The following is a 13,217-nucleotide window of genomic DNA, read 5'->3' on the forward strand; positions in this document are numbered from 1 at the left end:
ATTTCATACAGTTAAAGGCAAAACCATGGGCATGCTCCACCACCTCTCTTTCGGCGTCAAAAACCTGCGGCGCGCCGCAGACTTTTATGACGCCGTGCTTGAACCCCTGGGCTATGTGCGCGTGTGGACCGACTTCGAGGGCGATGCAGACACCCAGGCCGTGGGCTACGGAGAACCGGGCAGCGACGACAAGCTCGCGCTGAAGCAGCGCCCCGACAATGCCGTGGCGCCCGGCCCGGGCTTCCACCTGGCTTTTTCGGCACCGAGCCGGGAAGCCGTCGATCGCTTCCACGCAGCCGCCCTTGGCCAGGGCGGCCAGGACAATGGCGCACCGGGGCTGCGGCCGCACTACGGGCCCCATTACTACGCCGCCTTTGTCGTCGATCCCGAAGGCATCCGTATCGAAGCCGTCATCAACACTGAGGTTTAGGTTTCGTTCAAGCGGACACTGTGTTCTCACCCACCCGCAGGAAGACAGCGATGCCCCCCAACAGACGCCCAGAAAATCCTTCCCCCCCTGGCCGACGGTCTTGACCCCGTGAACGGTGAGCGGTGGCCCCAGAAAAGAGCAAGCGTCGCACCCGCCCGATTTGCACGTATGCTGCCGGCCCAAAGGAGACCCAGCGCCATGTTCATCCGCAAGCCCGCCGCTCAGGCAGCAGCCCTCTCAACCGGTTTGATCGCCCTCTTGTTCAGCGGCCTGGCCCTGGCCAAACCGCCCAAGCCCAAACCCAAGCTGCTCACGACCGCCGAGGTGATACAGCAGTCACCCAACAGCGACTGGCGTGATCTGGACCCACAGAACACGCTGGCGATGGAACTGCCCCAGGGCCAGGTGCTGATCGAGCTGGCGCCCCGCTTCGCGCCCAAGCATGTGGCCAATATCCGCAAGCTGGCCCAGCAGGGCTTCTACAACGGCCTGGCCATCGTGCGGGTGCAGGACAACTTCGTCACCCAATGGGGCGACCCGAACGGCGATGAGCCGGCCAAGGCCCGCGGCCTGGGTGCGGCGGCGGCCAAGCTGCCGGCCGAATTCAGCATCGCCTACCGCGGCCTGCCGCTGACCCGCATGACCGAGACCGATGGCTGGGCCCAAGTAACGGGCTTTGTCGACGGCTTCCCCGTCGCCGCCAATCCCAAGCAGAACAAGGCCTGGCTGGCCCATTGCTACGGCATGGTGGGCGCCGGCCGCAACGAGGCGGCGGACTCCAGCACCGGCGCCGAGCTCTACGCCATCATCGGCCAGGCGCCGCGCGCCCTGGATCGCAATATCACCGTGGTGGGCCGGGTGCTCAAGGGCATGGATCTGCTGGCCAGCCTGCCGCGCGGCGGCCCGAATATGGGTTTTTACGAGCTGCCCGAGCAACGCGTGGAGATCAAATCCGCCCGCCTGCTGGCCGACATCCCTGCCGAGGAACGCCCCGCCCTGCAGGTGCTGCGAACCGACAGCAAGAGCTGGTCGCAAATCCTGGACGCGCGCCGCAACCGCGGCGGCTGGTATGTGCACAACCCCGGCCGCACCGAGCTGTGCGGCGGCCCGCCGCCGACCCGGCCGGTGAAAGCAGCGGGCTAAGCCAAGGCCCGTCTCAGCCGGTCGCTGGCCGCATCCACCAGCAGCACCAAGATCAGCATGGCGCCCACCAAGGCGGCCGTCTTGCCCATCTGGAACAGGCTCAGATGGAAGGACAGCATCTGCCCCAGGCCACCCGCCCCCACCACGCCTAACACGGCGGCCGCGCGGATATTGTTCTCCCAGCGGTACAGGGTGTAGCTGATCAGCTGGGGCAGGACCTCGGGCAGGCTGGCGTAGAGAAACACCTGCAGGCGGCCGGCGCCTTGCGCGCGCAAGGCCAAGACCGAGGCCGTGGGCGCGTTCTCCAGCGCGTCGGCAAACAAGCGGCCCAGCACGCCGCTGGTGTGCAGGGCCAGGGCCAGCGTGCCGGCCATGGGCCCCAGGCCGGCGGCGATCAAGAGCAGGCTGGCCCAGACCAGCTCGGGAATGGAGCGCAGCAGGTTCAAGAGCCAACGCACGGGCCGGCGCAGCAGGGCCTGGCGCTGGCCCGGCGCATGAGCCGCGGGCAGGGCCAGCGCCAAGCCGGCCAGGGCGGCCAGCAAGGTGCCCAGGGCCGACATGGCCAGGGTCTCGGCCCCGGCCCAGGCGACCCGGCGCAGGAACTCAGGGCTCAGATCGGGCGGGAAGAACTCGCCCACAAAGCGCCCCATGCTGCGCGCGGACTCGGCCGAGAACATCTGCCCCCACTGCAGGTCCAGGCTGATGAAGCTGGCCACGGTCAGGGCCAGCAAGGCCAGCACCAAGAGCAGACCCTGCAGCCGGGCGCGCCGCAAGGCGGTGGGCATCACGACGGGCCGCGTCATCCCAGGCTCCTGCGTAACAGAACGCCCAGGCCATCGGCCAAGGCCACCAGGAGCACGAACACGATCAGGATGGCCGAGACCTCAGCGCCATTGAACATCTTCATCGCCGAGTCCAGCTGCTGGCCCAGGCCGCCCGCGCCCACCATGCCTAACACCACGGACGAGCGGATCGCGCATTCCCAGCGGTAGACGGTGTAGGAGCTCAGCTCGGCCGCATTCTGCGGCAGCAAGGCGTAGAAAAAGGTTTGCAAGCGGCCGGCCCCCTGGCGCAGCAAGGCCTGGGCGGGGGCGACATCACCACTCTCCAGCACCTCGGCATAGACCTTGCCCAGCATGCCGGCATAGCTCAGCGCAATCGCCAGCACGCCGGCCGTGGGCCCCAGGCCCACCACCCGCACAAAGATCAGCGCCCAGACCAGCTCGGGCACGCTGCGCAGAATCACCAGCACCGCGCGCAGCAGGCCACGCAAGGCACGCGGCACAGGCGCCATCTGCCCCTGGGCCGAAGCCAGGGCCGAGATCGACAAGACCCGCGTCACCCCCAGGGCCATGGGCAGGGCCAGCAGCAGGCCCAGAACCAGGCCGACCGTTGCCATGGCCACGGTGCGCCAGGCCTCGCGGGCCAGCAGGGCCAGAAACTCGGGGCTGTGGGCGGGCGGAAAAAAGTCCGCCACAAAGCGGCCGGTCACCCGCAGATTCTCCGGCGCCAGCAGCAGCCAGGGCCTGAACTCGCTGAAGCGCAACAAGGGCCACAGCAGCAGCAAAGCCAGGCTCAGGCCCAGCACGCGGCCATGCCAGGCCGGGTCGCGCAGCTGCGGCGAGGATGTGGGCAGGCTCATCGGCAGGGGTAGACGGTGACTGCCGCCGTCTCGGCCTGCAGTGGCATCACGGGCGGGGCCAGCAGCTCCTCCTCATGCTGGGCATACAGCTCGCGCAGATGGGCGGGGCTGACCTCGGCCGCCGGCAGGTCGAACAAGACCCGCCCCTCGCGCAGGCCGACGATGCGCGGGAAATGCGCCAGCGCCAAGTCCACATGGTGCAGCGAGGCGAGCAGGCTGACGCCGCGCGCCTGCGCCTCCTCGCGCAGGGCTTGCAAGGCCTGGACGGCGCGCTGCGGGTCCAGGGCCGACAGCGGCTCGTCCACCAACCACAGCCGGGCCGGGCTCAGCCAGGCGCGGGCCAGGGCCACGCGCTGGCGCTCGCCACCCGAGAGGCGGTCCACCCGCTCGAACAATTTGCCCGCCAGATCGAAGCGCGCCAGCGCCGCCTGCACCTCGGCCAGATCGACCGGGGCCAGCAGCGAACGCAGGCTGCGCAGCAGGCTCCAGGCCGGCAGACGCGCGGCCAGCACGGCCGTCACCACGCGCTGGCGCGGCGGCAGCGGCGGCGCCTGCGGGGCCAGAAAGATCTGCGCGCGCAAGGCCCGCAGCTCGGCCGCCGACAAGCGCCAGGGCGATTGCCCTGCGATTTCCAGGCTGCCGCTGCGCGGCCGCAGCGCGGCGGCCAGCACGTGCAGCAAGGTGGTCTTGCCGGCACCCGAGGGGCCGATCAAGGCCAGTTGCTCGCCGGCGGCCACCTGCAGATCGATGCCCTTCAACACATCGGCCTGCGCGCCCGCCGGGGCGGCGCACAGCGCCTTCAAATCAAGCATGGGGAAGCACGGGGAAATCAGAGCAGGCCGGCGCTGCGCGCCGCGGCCTCTATGCCCTTGTAGTTATCGACCTGGCTGGGGACGAAGCGGGTGGCGCGCTGCAGCTCCAGGATCTCGCGGCCTTGCTCGCTGTCGCGGGTGAGGCCGAGGAAGGCGCGGCTGAGCTTGTCGCGCTGGGCGGCCGGCATATCGGCATGGACCGACCAGTTGTAGTCGAAGTATGGCGGGGTGGTGTAGAAGACCTTGACGCGCTCGGCGTCCACTTTCTTCTCGGCCACGAATTTTTCCCAAACGGAGATGTTCAGCGCACCGGCCTGCACCTTGCCGGCGGCCACGGCGGCGATGGTTGCGTCGTGCGCGCCGCTGAAGGCGACGCGGCGGAAGTCGCGCTCGGGGTTCAGCCCGGCCTGCAGGATGAAGCTGCGCGGCATCAAGTGGCCCGAGGTAGAGCTGGCGGAGCCGAAGGAGACATCGCGGCCCTTCAGATCGGCCAAGCTCTTGATGGCGGGCTCGGCGGTGATGAAGACCGAGCGGAATTTCGTGTCCTCCTCGCGCTGCACCAGGGGCAGGATCTTGCCGCCCGAGCGCACATGAGCCTGCACAAAGGTGAAGCCGCCAAACCAGGCCAGATCGACTTTTTTGTTCACCAAGGTCTCGACGGCGGCGGCGTAATCGCTGACCGGCGTGAACTCGACCTTCGCACCCAGCTGCGCTTCCAGATACTTGAGCAGGGGTGCGGCCTTGCGGGCCAACTCGGTGGGCGCCTCGTCGGGAATCGCGGTAACGCGGAACACAGGCCCCTGTGCCTGGGCCGCCAGGCCGCAAACGGTCAGGCTCAGGGCGCTCAGAGTCTGCAGCAGCAGGCGGCGGGGCGTGGAAGAAAGGTGCATGGAAAGCGCTCCAGAAAAGGTGAGAGCGGATTGGAACCCATCCAAACCCTCAGCCAGCTGACAAAACCTGTGTTTTTAGCATAGCCCGGGCGGCGGCCGGACGCTGCGCTTATGCTCTTGCCTTCAACGACACCAAGAGCTCGATCACCCCATGTCCTCCCCTGTTGCTGATGGCGAACCGCGCCTCACCTCCTTGTCCCACGGCGGCGGCTGCGGCTGCAAGATTGCGCCGGGCGTGCTGTCCGAAATCCTCAAGGGCACGGCCGCCCTGCCCATCCCGCCCGAACTGATGGTCGGCATTGAAACGGCCGACGACGCCGCCGTCTACCGCCTCAACAACGAGCAGGCCTTGATCGCGACGACGGACTTCTTCATGCCCATCGTCGATGACCCCTACGACTTCGGCCGCATCGCCGCCACCAATGCCATCAGCGATGTCTATGCCATGGGCGGCCGCCCCATCATGGCCCTGGCCCTGGTGGGCATGCCCATCAATGTGCTGTCCACCGCCACGATAGGCCGCATCCTGGAAGGCGGCGCCTCGGTCTGCCGGGCCGCCGGCATCCCCATCGCGGGAGGCCACACCATCGATTCGGTGGAGCCCATCTACGGCCTGGTGGCCCTGGGCCTGGTCCACCCCGGGCGCGTCAAACGCAATGCCGATGCACGCGCGGGCGATCTGCTGGTGCTGGGCAAGCCGTTGGGTGTGGGCGTCATGTCGGCGGCGCTGAAGAAACAGGCGCTGAGCGCCGAGGGCTATGCCCGCATGATGGCCAGCACCACCCAGCTCAACACCCCAGGCCCCGACCTGGCCGCGCTGGAGGGCGTGCATGCCCTCACCGATGTGACCGGCTTCGGCCTGGCCGGCCATGCGCTGGAGCTGGCCCGGGGCTCGGGCCTGGCGGTGGAAATCGACTGGGCCCAGGTGCCGCTCTTGCCCGGCGTTAGCGAGCTGGCCGAACAGGGTTTTGTCACCGGCGCCTCCGGCCGCAACTGGGCCGCCTACGGCCATGAAGTCGAACTGGCCGCCGGCCTGCCCGCCAAGGCCCAAGCCTTGCTGAGCGACCCGCAGACCAGCGGTGGCCTGCTGCTCAGCTGCGCGCCCGAAGCGCTGGGCGAGGTGATGGCGGTGTTTGCCCAGCACGGCTTCCAGCAGGCGGCGCTTGTGGGCCGCGTCACGCCAGCAGACCATGCCGGCGCGCCGCGCCTGAAAATCCGGGACTGAGACGAGAGTCGCCCCGGCCAGCAAGACGCCGGCAGACAAATCAAGCAAAGGACGCCGCCACCATGCCAAGCCACAGCATTCGCCGCCTTCTCCTTCCCCTGATTTGCCTATTGGGCTGGATGCAGCCGGCCCATGCGGACGAGCCGGCCACCGCGGCGCCCCTGCGCATTCTGGTCTACGGCGACTCCAATACCTGGGGTTGGCGACCCAGCCTGGATGACAGCCCCCTGCCCCGTTATGCCGATGGCGAGCGCTGGGCCGGTGTACTGCAAAACGGCCTGGGAGCCGGCTACCAAGTCATGGTCAACGGCCTCATCGCCCGCACGCTCAATGCCGATCTGCCGCCCGGCGTCGGCCCGCTGAGCGGGGCCGAGCACAACGGCCTGAAGCGCCTGGATTCGGCCTTGATGGAGGCCGGCCCGGTCCATCTATTGATCGTCATGCTGGGCAGCAACGACATGATGGACGTCCTGCATCGCTCACCCAAGCAGATCGCGGCCGGCCTTGGCCAGCTCGTCCGCAAGGCCAGGGCCGGAACCGAGCCCTACGCCGCGCCGGAGGCGCCACGGCTGCTGATCATCGTCCCACCCGCCTTTGGCGATCCGAGCCGGGGGCCTTTCAAGCAGCTGTTCGGTCCGGCCGCAGTCGCCAAATCAGCGCAGCTGGCGCAGGCGATGCGGCAGGAAGCGCTGAGGCTCAAGCTGCCGCTGATGGACGCAGGCCAGCCAGTCTCGCTCAAGGACAGCGCCGACGGCATCCATCTCACGGCGCAAGCCCATGCGGAACTGGGCCGGGCCGTGGCAGCCGAAGTGCGCAAGCGGCTGGCACCCGCAAAGGAGTGACGCCGCCAGCAAGAGGACTCAGTCCAGCAAGCGAATTTCCACCCGGCGGGCCTGCTCGGCCGGGCCGTCGGCCAGGGCGGATTCGGGCTTGCGCAGTTGCAGGCGGGCGGCGTCGATGCCGGCAGCCTTCAAGGCATTGCGGGCGGCGATGGCACGCGCCTTGGCCAGGGCGGCGTTCTTCAGCGGGTCGCCGCTGGCGTCGTGGAAGCCGGCGATGACGATCTTGCGCGAGGGAGCGGCGGCCAGGGCCTCAAGCGCCTTGGCCAGTTCGGCAGCGGCTTCGGCCGGCATGGCGGACTCGGCCACGGCGAAGAACACGGTGCCGACCACCTCGCCGCTCAGCGGCATATCGATCAGCAGCAGCTCTTCTTCGATCACCAGGCCCTGGGCCACCGGGGCCTTGGCATGATGCAGCTGATTGAAGACCACGCGGCCGACCAGCACCAGCAGCACCGCGGCCACCACCAGGCCCACGATCCAGAGCGCGGCGCGTTGGCTGTCGTCTTGTTGTTCGGATGCCATGAAATCTCCAGTCAAAAGTCAAAGAATTGAGGAAAAAGCAGCCTTGGATTCAGGCGGGATTCTAGTGGCCAAGGCCCAGGGGCCAAGCGCCGAGCCGCTCAAACACAGCTGCGACGGTTTTGCGTAAGTCCTACTTACTTGCGCGGCTTCTTCTTGCCGGCCTCGCCCTGACCCAGCGCCTCCAGGCTGCGCTGACGACGCTGGGCCTTTTTTTCATCCATCGCCTCCATGGCCTTGCGCTGGGTGTGACCGCTGGAATCGGCCCAATGCCACCAAGCGGCAGCCATGGCGAAGGGGGCCAGCACGAGCCACCAGTCCCAAGCCGCCACCGGTGCCACCTCAAAAAACTTCAGGCCCAAAAGGCCAAGGCCGATCGCCACAAACCACATCTCTTTTCCCCCAAGCCACAATATTCACGCCACACATACGGGGCTCGCACAGCGACGCCACGCGCAACACGGTCGAGCACTAGAATCTTTCTGATCGTTTTCAAACGACTCGCGCCAGACTGTAGTCCACCCAGGCTCGGTCGGGCGGCTCAAAGGCGATGAACTCTTTGCTTGCTCCTCGAAAGGAATCCATGAAGTCCTCCCTCACCAAGACCGTTCTGACGCTGTCGGCCGCGCTAGGCGCCGGCGTTTTCTTTGCCGCCCCGGCCTTCGCCAATGCCGATCTGGCCCAGAAGAAGAACTGCATGGCCTGCCATGCGGTGGACAAAAAGCTGGTCGGCCCTGCCTTCAAGGACGTGGCCACCAAGTACGCCAAGGACAAGGGCGCCGCCGCCACGCTGGCAAGCAAGATCATCAAGGGCGGCTCCGGCGTCTGGGGCCCCGTGCCCATGCCCGCCAACTCGCAGGTCAGCGAGGCCGAGGCCAAGCAGCTGGTGAGCTGGATTTTGTCGGTCAAGTAAAGCCGACAGCCCCTCAAGACAAAAGGCCCCGTGGGGCCTTTTTGCTTGCTGCCACGTTCACGCGTGGCCCCGGACAGCCAGGTCAGCAGGCCTGACCCAGCTGTTCGAGAATCACCGGATTTTGGTGCCCACCCACATCGCTGCGCGATATGAGTGGACCCCGAATCCCGCCAGCGGCTGCGCCGCTACCCGGCTACGCCGGGCTGGCCCAGCCGGGTCAGTAAGCCTGACCCAGTTGCTCCAGGATGGCGGGATTCTCCAAGGTACTCGTGTCCTGGGTGACGGACTCGCCCTTGGCGACCGAGCGCAGCAGGCGGCGCATGATCTTGCCGCTGCGGGTCTTGGGCAGGTTGTCACCGAAGCGAATGTCCTTGGGCTTGGCGATGGGGCCGATTTCCTTGGCCACATGGTCGCGCAACTGCTTGGCGATGGCCTTGGCCTCGTCGCCACTGGGGCGGCCCCGCTTGAGCACGACGAAGGCGCAGATGGCCTCGCCCGTCGTGTCATCGGGGCGACCCACCACGGCCGCCTCGGCCACCAGCTCGGTGAAGCTGACCAGGGCGGATTCGATTTCCATCGTGCCCATGCGGTGGCCGGAGACGTTCAAGACATCGTCGATGCGGCCGGTGATGGTGAAGTAGCCGGTCTCGGCATCGCGGATGGCGCCGTCGCCCGCCAGGTAGTAACCCTTGAGTTCAGCGGGATAGTAGCTGCTCTTGAAACGCTCGGGGTCGTTCCAGATGGTGCGTATCATCGAGGGCCAGGGCTTCTTGACCACCAGGATGCCGCCCTGGCCGTTCGGCACATCGGTGCCGGTTTCGTCCACGATGGCGGTGGTGATGCCCGGGAAGGGCAAGGTGCAGCTGCCCGGCACCAGGGGCGTAGCACCCGGCAGCGGGGTGATCATGTGGCCGCCGGTCTCGGTCTGCCAGAAGGTGTCGACGATGGGGCAACGGCCGCCGCCGATATGCTTGTGATACCACTCCCAGGCGGCCGGGTTGATGGGCTCGCCCACCGAGCCCAAGAGGCGCAGGCTGCTCAGGTCATAACGGGCAGGGTGCACGGCTTCGTTGCCCTCGGCCGCCTTGATCAGCGAGCGGATGGCGGTGGGCGCGGTGTAGAAGATCGTGACCTTGTGCTTCTCAATCATCTGCCAGAAGCGGCCGGCGTCGGGGAAGGTGGGCACGCCCTCGAAGACGATCTCGGTGCCGCCCAGGGCCAAGGGGCCATAGCTGATGTAGCTGTGGCCCGTCACCCAGCCGATATCGGCCGTGCACCAGAAGATGTCGCTGTCCTTCAGGTCAAAAGTCCATTTGGTGGTCAGCGCAGCATGCAGCAGATAGCCGCCGGTGCTGTGCTGCACGCCCTTGGGCTTGCCGGTGGAGCCCGAGGTGTAGAGCAGGAACAGGGGATGCTCTGCTTCGACCCACTCGGGTTCGCAGACCTCGGACTGGCCGCCGACGACATCGTGCAGCCACAGATCGCGGCCTTGCACCCAATTGATCTTGCCGCCGGTGCGCTGGTAGACGATCACGTCCTTCAGGCTGGGGCAGCTGCCGCCGTCCAGGGCTTCGTCGACGATGGCCTTCAGCGGCAAGGCCTTGCCGCCGCGCAATTGCTCGTCGGCGGTGATGATGGCCACGGCGCCGGCATCCTGCACGCGGTCACGCAGGCTCTGGGCCGAGAAGCCGCCGAACACCACCGAGTGGATGGCGCCGATACGGGCGCAGGCCTGCATGGCGGCCACGCCCTCGACGGACATGGACATATAGATGACCACGCGGTCGCCCTTTTTGACGCCGCGCGCCTTCAGCGCATTGGCCAGGCGGGAGACTTGCGAGAGCAGTTCCTTGTAAGTGACCTTGGTGACCGCGCCGTCATCCGCCTCAAAAATAATAGCGACCTTGTCGCCCTTGCCGGCCTCGATATTGCGGTCCAGGCAGTTGTAGGAGACGTTCAGCAGGCCGTCCTCGAACCACTTGAAGAAAGGCGCCTCGCTGCTGTTCAGCACCTGGGTGAAGGGCTTCTTCCAGCTGACGAACTCACGGGCCAGACGGGCCCAATAGCCTTCGTAATCGCGCTCTGACTCTTGCACCAGGGCCTGGTAGCCCGCCATGCCCTTGACATGGGCCTGGGCTTGCCACTCGGCGCTGGGCAGATATTGATCTGAATGACTCATGAGTTTGTCTCCTCAATGCGGGTTAATCTGGATTCGGCACTGGCCTGGAGCGGATCACCCTCGGCCACGCTTTGATGCAACTGTGCATTCCGTCTCTGACGAAGCGCTTACTCTAAATTGAAGGTCGTTCGGCCGCGGCCAGGCGGCGGCCCTGTGGGGCTTTTAAAATCGCGCACCGCACACTCAGCCAAAAAAGAAAGACAGCGCCCATGTCCCAAGCTCCCCGCCGCCTTCGCCCCCTGCCCAATCTGATCTTTGCCAGCCGCTGGTTGCAGCTGCCGCTGTACATCGGCCTGATCCTGGCCCAGGCGGTCTATGTCTTCCAGTTCTGGACCGAGCTGGTGCATCTGATCGAGGCCGCCTTCGGCAATCAGGAGGCGCTGAGCCTGCTGGTCAAGAGCATTGGCTACAAGGCCACGGCCATCAAGGACATCGCCGGCAATATCACCGGTTATGAGCCCATCGCCAAGCTCAACGAAACCATTCTGATGCTGGTCGTGCTGGGCCTGATCGATGTGGTGATGATCTCCAATCTGCTCATCATGGTGATCGTGGGCGGCTACGAGACCTTTGTCTCCCGCATGGAGCTGGACGGTCACCCCGACCAACCCGAGTGGCTCAGCCATGTCAATGCCTCGGTGCTCAAGGTCAAGCTGGCCACGGCCATCATCGGCATCTCCTCCATCCACCTGCTCAAGACCTTTATCAACGCCGACAACTACGCGGAGAAGACGCTGATGTGGCAGACCCTGATCCACGTCGCCTTCCTGGCCTCGGCGATCGCAATTGCCTACACCGACCGTCTGCTCAGCGCCAGCCACGGCGCCGGCGCAGACAAGCACTGATTCAGTAAACTGCCGCCTTTCCCGCGCTGACGCTCAACCATCGCGTCAGAGGGCGAGAACTTTTGTCGCGAGCGGTCGTCAGGCTAGGTGGGCGGAGCTGCGGATGCCGGAACGTACTCCCTGTACGTGAGGATTCCGAGCACCGCCCAACGACGCATGGCGACCGCGCAGTAAAAAAGTTCTCACCCTCTCAGCCCAGCCCTAGCCTCAAGCCAAGCCACCCATCATGAGCACCTCCACCCCCATCCGCTACGCCGACCTCGTTGAAAGCGTGGCCGCCGCCCTGCAATACATCAGCTACTACCACCCGGCCGACTACATCCAGCACCTGGCCCGCGCCTACGAACGCGAGCAAAGCGCCGCCGCCAAGGACGCGATCGCGCAGATCCTCACCAACTCCAAGATGTGCGCCGAGGGCCGCCGCCCCATCTGCCAGGACACCGGCATCGTCAATGTGTTCCTGAAAATCGGCATGAATGTGCGCCTGGAAGGCTTCCCCGGCTCGCTGGAAGACGCCGTCAACGAGGGCGTGCGCCAGGCCTATAACAACACCGACAACAAGCTGCGCGCCTCGGTGCTGAACGACCCCATCTTCGAGCGCAAGAACACCCGCGACAACACGCCGGCGGTGATCAGCGTCAGCATCGTGCCCGGCAATACCATCGATGTGATGGTGGCGGCCAAGGGCGGCGGCAGCGAGAACAAGAGCAAGTTCGTCATGATGAACCCCAGCGACAACCTGGTGGACTGGGTGCTCAAGACCGTGCCCCTGATGGGCGCGGGCTGGTGTCCGCCCGGCATGCTGGGCCTGGGCGTCGGCGGCACGGCCGAGAAGGCCATGCTGATGGCCAAGGAGGCTCTGATGGAAGACATCGATATGTACGAGCTGCTGGAACGCGGCCCGCAGAACAAACTCGAAGAGCTGCGCATCGAGCTGTACGAAAAGGTCAACGCCCTGGGCATTGGCGCCCAAGGCCTGGGCGGCCTGACCACGGTGCTGGACATCAAGATCAAGACCTATCCCACCCACGCCGCCAGCAAGCCCGTGGCCATGATTCCCAACTGCGCCGCCACCCGCCACGGCCATTTCGTGCTGGACGGCTCGGGCCCCGCCTTCATGACCCCGCCCAGCCTGGACCTGTGGCCCGATGTGCAGTGGGCGCCGGACTACAACAAGAGCAAGCGCGTGGACCTGAACACCCTCAGCAAGGCCGAGGTCGCCAGTTGGAAGCCGGGCGACACCTTGCTGCTGAACGGCAAGATGCTGACCGGCCGTGACGCCGCCCACAAGCGCATCGCCGATATGCTGGCCAAGGGCGAGAAGCTGCCGGTGGACTTCACCAACCGCGTCATCTACTACGTCGGCCCGGTGGACCCGGTGCGCGAGGAGGTGGTCGGCCCGGCCGGCCCCACCACCGCCACCCGCATGGACGGCTTCACCCGCATGATGCTGGAGCAGACCGGCCTGATCGCCATGGTGGGCAAGGCCGAGCGTGGCCCGGTCGCCATCGAAGCCATCCGGGATAACGGTTCGGCCTATCTGATGGCCGTCGGCGGTGCCGCCTATCTGGTCAGCAAGGCCATCAAGGCCGCACCCGTGGTCGGCTTCGCCGATCTGGGCATGGAAGCGATTTACGAATTCGATGTGGTGGACATGCCCGTCACCGTCGCGGTGGACGCTGGCGGCAGCAGCGCCCACATCAGCGGCCCGGCCGAGTGGAAGGAGCGCATCGCCTCCGGCAAATCGCTGGGCATTCCCATCGCCAGCGCCTGAACC

Annotated in this window: 14 protein-coding genes; 7 read left to right on the forward strand and 7 right to left on the reverse strand. The window is 66.4% G+C overall.

What is annotated here, in order from left to right; translation table 11 throughout:
* The first annotated feature begins 31 nt into the window (after positions 1–31).
* The gene (locus tag HNP55_RS01055) at positions 32–430 is read left to right on the forward strand and encodes a VOC family protein (RefSeq protein ID WP_184296629.1); all 399 of its coding nucleotides are present in this window, start codon (positions 32–34) and stop codon (positions 428–430) included.
* 198 nt (positions 431–628) lie between these two features.
* On the forward strand, positions 629–1,573 hold the full coding sequence (locus HNP55_RS01060; protein WP_184295200.1) for a peptidylprolyl isomerase: 945 nt from the start codon (positions 629–631) through the stop codon (positions 1,571–1,573).
* Here HNP55_RS01060 and phnE read toward each other — a convergent pair.
* The 4 genes from phnE to HNP55_RS01080 are packed head-to-tail and all read right to left on the reverse strand — an operon-like array spanning position 1,570 to position 4,917.
* Positions 1,570–2,376, reverse strand: coding sequence for a phosphonate ABC transporter, permease protein PhnE (gene phnE, locus HNP55_RS01065; RefSeq protein WP_184295203.1), 807 nt, complete (start codon positions 2,374–2,376; stop codon positions 1,570–1,572). The two genes, HNP55_RS01060 and phnE, sit on opposite strands and share 4 nt — an antisense overlap.
* Positions 2,373–3,215 carry a PhnE/PtxC family ABC transporter permease gene (locus tag HNP55_RS01070; RefSeq protein ID WP_184295206.1) on the reverse strand — a complete coding sequence of 281 codons (843 nt, stop codon included), beginning with the start codon at positions 3,213–3,215 and terminating at the stop codon, positions 2,373–2,375. The genes phnE and HNP55_RS01070 overlap by 4 nt, the downstream gene beginning before the upstream one ends.
* The gene (locus tag HNP55_RS01075; RefSeq protein ID WP_184295209.1) at positions 3,212–4,027 is read right to left on the reverse strand and encodes a phosphonate ABC transporter ATP-binding protein; all 816 of its coding nucleotides are present in this window, start codon (positions 4,025–4,027) and stop codon (positions 3,212–3,214) included. Before HNP55_RS01075 ends, HNP55_RS01070 begins: the two co-directional genes overlap by 4 nt.
* A gap of 17 nt (positions 4,028–4,044) precedes the next feature.
* Complete coding sequence (locus HNP55_RS01080) at positions 4,045–4,917, reverse strand: putative selenate ABC transporter substrate-binding protein (protein WP_184295212.1); 873 nt, start codon at positions 4,915–4,917, stop codon at positions 4,045–4,047.
* A gap of 151 nt (positions 4,918–5,068) precedes the next feature.
* On the opposite strand from HNP55_RS01080, the gene selD reads away from it, so the two are divergent.
* Complete coding sequence (gene selD / locus HNP55_RS01085) at positions 5,069–6,142, forward strand: selenide, water dikinase SelD (protein WP_184295215.1); 1,074 nt, start codon at positions 5,069–5,071, stop codon at positions 6,140–6,142.
* Between the two features lie 62 nt (positions 6,143–6,204).
* Entirely contained in the window at positions 6,205–6,984 is a 780-nt protein-coding gene (locus tag HNP55_RS01090; protein ID WP_184295218.1) for a GDSL-type esterase/lipase family protein, read from the forward strand.
* A gap of 18 nt (positions 6,985–7,002) precedes the next feature.
* Here HNP55_RS01090 and HNP55_RS01095 read toward each other — a convergent pair whose 3' ends face one another.
* Both HNP55_RS01095 and HNP55_RS01100 read right to left on the reverse strand, forming a co-directional pair.
* A complete protein-coding gene (locus HNP55_RS01095) occupies positions 7,003–7,506 on the reverse strand; it encodes an OmpA family protein (RefSeq protein ID WP_184295221.1) in 504 nt (167 codons plus the stop codon).
* A gap of 134 nt (positions 7,507–7,640) precedes the next feature.
* Positions 7,641–7,895 (reverse strand): TIGR04438 family Trp-rich protein, encoded by a 255-nt coding sequence (locus tag HNP55_RS01100; protein WP_184295224.1) that lies wholly within the window; start codon positions 7,893–7,895, stop codon positions 7,641–7,643.
* A 191-nt stretch (positions 7,896–8,086) separates the two neighbouring features.
* Between HNP55_RS01100 and HNP55_RS01105 the strand changes: the two genes are divergently transcribed.
* Entirely contained in the window at positions 8,087–8,416 is a 330-nt protein-coding gene (locus tag HNP55_RS01105; protein ID WP_184295227.1) for a c-type cytochrome, read from the forward strand.
* A 217-nt stretch (positions 8,417–8,633) separates the two neighbouring features.
* Here HNP55_RS01105 and acs read toward each other — a convergent pair whose 3' ends face one another.
* The gene (gene acs, locus HNP55_RS01110) at positions 8,634–10,595 is read right to left on the reverse strand and encodes an acetate--CoA ligase (RefSeq protein WP_184295230.1); all 1,962 of its coding nucleotides are present in this window, start codon (positions 10,593–10,595) and stop codon (positions 8,634–8,636) included.
* Positions 10,596–10,804: 209 nt separating this feature from the next.
* On the opposite strand from acs, the gene HNP55_RS01115 reads away from it, so the two are divergent.
* Entirely contained in the window at positions 10,805–11,440 is a 636-nt protein-coding gene (locus HNP55_RS01115; RefSeq protein ID WP_184295233.1) for a TIGR00645 family protein, read from the forward strand.
* 226 nt (positions 11,441–11,666) lie between these two features.
* Positions 11,667–13,214, forward strand: coding sequence for a fumarate hydratase (locus HNP55_RS01120; protein ID WP_184295236.1), 1,548 nt, complete (start codon positions 11,667–11,669; stop codon positions 13,212–13,214).
* The last annotated feature ends 3 nt before the right edge of the window (positions 13,215–13,217 follow it).

It is taken from the genome of Roseateles oligotrophus (genome assembly GCF_014204525.1).
GTDB classification, from domain to species: domain Bacteria; phylum Pseudomonadota; class Gammaproteobacteria; order Burkholderiales; family Burkholderiaceae_C; genus Paucibacter_A; species Paucibacter_A oligotrophus_A.

Excerpts from the sequence above, each read along its gene's own strand:
- HNP55_RS01055 (WP_184296629.1), top strand. The coding sequence starts at position 32 with ATGCTCCACCACCTCTCTTTCGGCGTCAAAAACCTGCGGCGCGCCGCA.
- HNP55_RS01060 (WP_184295200.1), top strand. The coding sequence starts at position 629 with ATGTTCATCCGCAAGCCCGCCGCTCAGGCAGCAGCCCTCTCAACCGGT.
- phnE (WP_184295203.1), bottom strand. The coding sequence starts at position 2,376 with ATGACGCGGCCCGTCGTGATGCCCACCGCCTTGCGGCGCGCCCGGCTG.
- HNP55_RS01070 (WP_184295206.1), bottom strand. The coding sequence starts at position 3,215 with ATGAGCCTGCCCACATCCTCGCCGCAGCTGCGCGACCCGGCCTGGCAT.
- HNP55_RS01075 (WP_184295209.1), bottom strand. The coding sequence starts at position 4,027 with ATGCTTGATTTGAAGGCGCTGTGCGCCGCCCCGGCGGGCGCGCAGGCC.
- HNP55_RS01080 (WP_184295212.1), bottom strand. The coding sequence starts at position 4,917 with ATGCACCTTTCTTCCACGCCCCGCCGCCTGCTGCTGCAGACTCTGAGC.
- selD (WP_184295215.1), top strand. The coding sequence starts at position 5,069 with ATGTCCTCCCCTGTTGCTGATGGCGAACCGCGCCTCACCTCCTTGTCC.
- HNP55_RS01090 (WP_184295218.1), top strand. The coding sequence starts at position 6,205 with ATGCCAAGCCACAGCATTCGCCGCCTTCTCCTTCCCCTGATTTGCCTA.
- HNP55_RS01095 (WP_184295221.1), bottom strand. The coding sequence starts at position 7,506 with ATGGCATCCGAACAACAAGACGACAGCCAACGCGCCGCGCTCTGGATC.
- HNP55_RS01100 (WP_184295224.1), bottom strand. The coding sequence starts at position 7,895 with ATGTGGTTTGTGGCGATCGGCCTTGGCCTTTTGGGCCTGAAGTTTTTT.
- HNP55_RS01105 (WP_184295227.1), top strand. The coding sequence starts at position 8,087 with ATGAAGTCCTCCCTCACCAAGACCGTTCTGACGCTGTCGGCCGCGCTA.
- acs (WP_184295230.1), bottom strand. The coding sequence starts at position 10,595 with ATGAGTCATTCAGATCAATATCTGCCCAGCGCCGAGTGGCAAGCCCAG.
- HNP55_RS01115 (WP_184295233.1), top strand. The coding sequence starts at position 10,805 with ATGTCCCAAGCTCCCCGCCGCCTTCGCCCCCTGCCCAATCTGATCTTT.
- HNP55_RS01120 (WP_184295236.1), top strand. The coding sequence starts at position 11,667 with ATGAGCACCTCCACCCCCATCCGCTACGCCGACCTCGTTGAAAGCGTG.